This window comes from uncultured Candidatus Kuenenia sp., from assembly GCF_900696675.1.
GTDB lineage: Bacteria > Planctomycetota > Brocadiia > Brocadiales > Brocadiaceae > Kuenenia > Kuenenia stuttgartiensis_A.
Window position 1 is genome coordinate 1 of sequence record NZ_CAADGZ010000248.1, and the last position, 1,879, is coordinate 1,879.

The 1,879-nt window shown below is 40.2% G+C and carries 3 protein-coding genes; 1 reads left to right on the forward strand and 2 read right to left on the reverse strand.

The annotated features are described in order from the left end of the window. A partial coding sequence (locus QZT26_RS17390) for a hypothetical protein (protein ID WP_295100125.1) occupies positions 1-115 on the forward strand: 115 nt, incomplete at its 5' end. Positions 116-130: 15 nt separating this feature from the next. Here QZT26_RS17390 and QZT26_RS17395 read toward each other — a convergent pair. Both QZT26_RS17395 and QZT26_RS17400 read right to left on the reverse strand, forming a co-directional pair. After that, a complete protein-coding gene (locus QZT26_RS17395; protein ID WP_295103985.1) occupies positions 131-310 on the reverse strand; it encodes a hypothetical protein in 180 nt (59 codons plus the stop codon). A 265-nt stretch (positions 311-575) separates the two neighbouring features. Next, positions 576-1,136 (reverse strand): hypothetical protein, encoded by a 561-nt coding sequence (locus tag QZT26_RS17400; RefSeq protein WP_295103988.1) that lies wholly within the window; start codon positions 1,134-1,136, stop codon positions 576-578. Positions 1,137-1,879: the final 743 nt, after the last annotated feature.

Here is a 1,879-nt window from a genome sequence, read left to right on the forward strand (position 1 = left end):
TGACAAAAGGAAATATCCAACAGGGATAAAGGTTTCCGATCGGGAAATGGAAAAGATTAATATTGGAAAGCATAATTTCCATGGAGATTGGAATTATACAATTTCAAAAAATTGAGTCATTCACACCGTATTATCCCATGCCATAGTTGTAAAAGTTATTATCTGACAACCCCTCAGTAATTTTCCCTTTGTCATTGCCAAACTCCTCAAAAATCTTCCGCGCATATTCCTGTAAAGACTCATACTCGTTATCTTCAAAGCACCTTGTCCCTGTATTAATATCGATAGACTTTAGGTCTAATGCATGCATTATATCCACGCTCCTCTCTTATTGTATATTTTCCCTACATACTACACACATAGTTCAAATACCGGCTAAATACCGGATAAATTCATTTTCATTATAGGAATACCATTACAGGCTGAACACACTTCATTCACATCACATAACCACGACCACCACCACACACGCCACAATCACGAAACGGCATATTTAACCCCTTTCGTTTAAAAAAGCAAAATAAATTTAAATACATCTGAGGAAGGCAGGAAGTACAGAAAAAATCTTATTTCCCTCAGATTTTTACGCCTTTTCCCTTTCCTGTCATTCCTGCCTTCCTTAGCGGTTCTTTTTTTTCCTTTCCTGTGTTCCTTCTTTGTTTTTCAGCCCGCTTATCTATAATTGACTTCAAATCCATCTGTTTTGCAATTTCTGCAATCTTTTCCGCCGCATTGTTTCTGTTAATATCTTTTATTTCGGATGGAATTTTATCGGCATGCCGGGCATAACCGTCCCTGATGGCGTCCATTATCTTATATCTTTCGGATGCGCCGGGCGACACCAGGATATCCATTGCCCATTCCTTCCATAGCGAAAGTTGCTTCCTCTTCCGATTTTTCCCGAATATCCGGAGATATGCCCTGTCATATACATCACATATAACGAAAAATACCGGCGACATAAATACCTTGAAAGCCGCAAGTATTACAACGTTAAGCAGCCATTCGGTTGTGGTTTTGGGTCTGGTAAAAAAATACACCGGTACAAAATAGATAACGCCAACAACCAGCAGTCCGCCAAGTATGCCTGCTATTGAAACGGCAGTGTCTTTTGAAAATATTCTTCGTATGTTCATAATGTTTTCCTTTAGAATTAAAAAGACTTCTTCATTTTGTCTGCTAAGGAAATATAAGGGACACTTCCCATATTTCCCCACCAGATCAGGGAAGGAATATAGGAATATATACTCAATAAGCTCACAATTTGTGATTTATAGACAATGTCGTACAAGTTCAACACGGACAAACAGAGTTTGTCCGTGCCACCCAATTAACACTTTAAAATTCATATTTTATGAGCATTTTAAGTATGGTATGTGACACTAATTCTCCCAAATAATTCTTATTCACCGTAACTCAGCGCAAACGATACACGGCTCGCTCCCAAACCTTGTACCGAACATAGTGAAGTATCCAGTTTGGGAATGCATATTGCTATTCATGTTATAAACCTCCCGGATTTCCTACGCAGACAATTCCACCCCCTTAATCCCCCGCCAGCGGGGGACAGGCTTGCCACTTCCCTTGCAGCTTTCATGCCCTTGTGGGGCTGATCCGTGGGCATTCCAGGTTTTTTGTGATGTCAGCCATGTTTTAATGAGACGTACAGTAGTGTTAACCCTGACAGGGTTTGAAACCCTGTCAGGGTTGTTTTGCCCCTATCCCATAGCACAGCAAAGCTGCAACCAAAGAGAGTTTAACCACAAAGGGCCTAGCGCGGCCTTTGGCCGCAACCAAAAAGGTGATTTTTAGTTTATTATAAAGTATAGTAGTATCCTCGTAAATAGTAATCAGACAATTTGGAGGACACTACTTATGA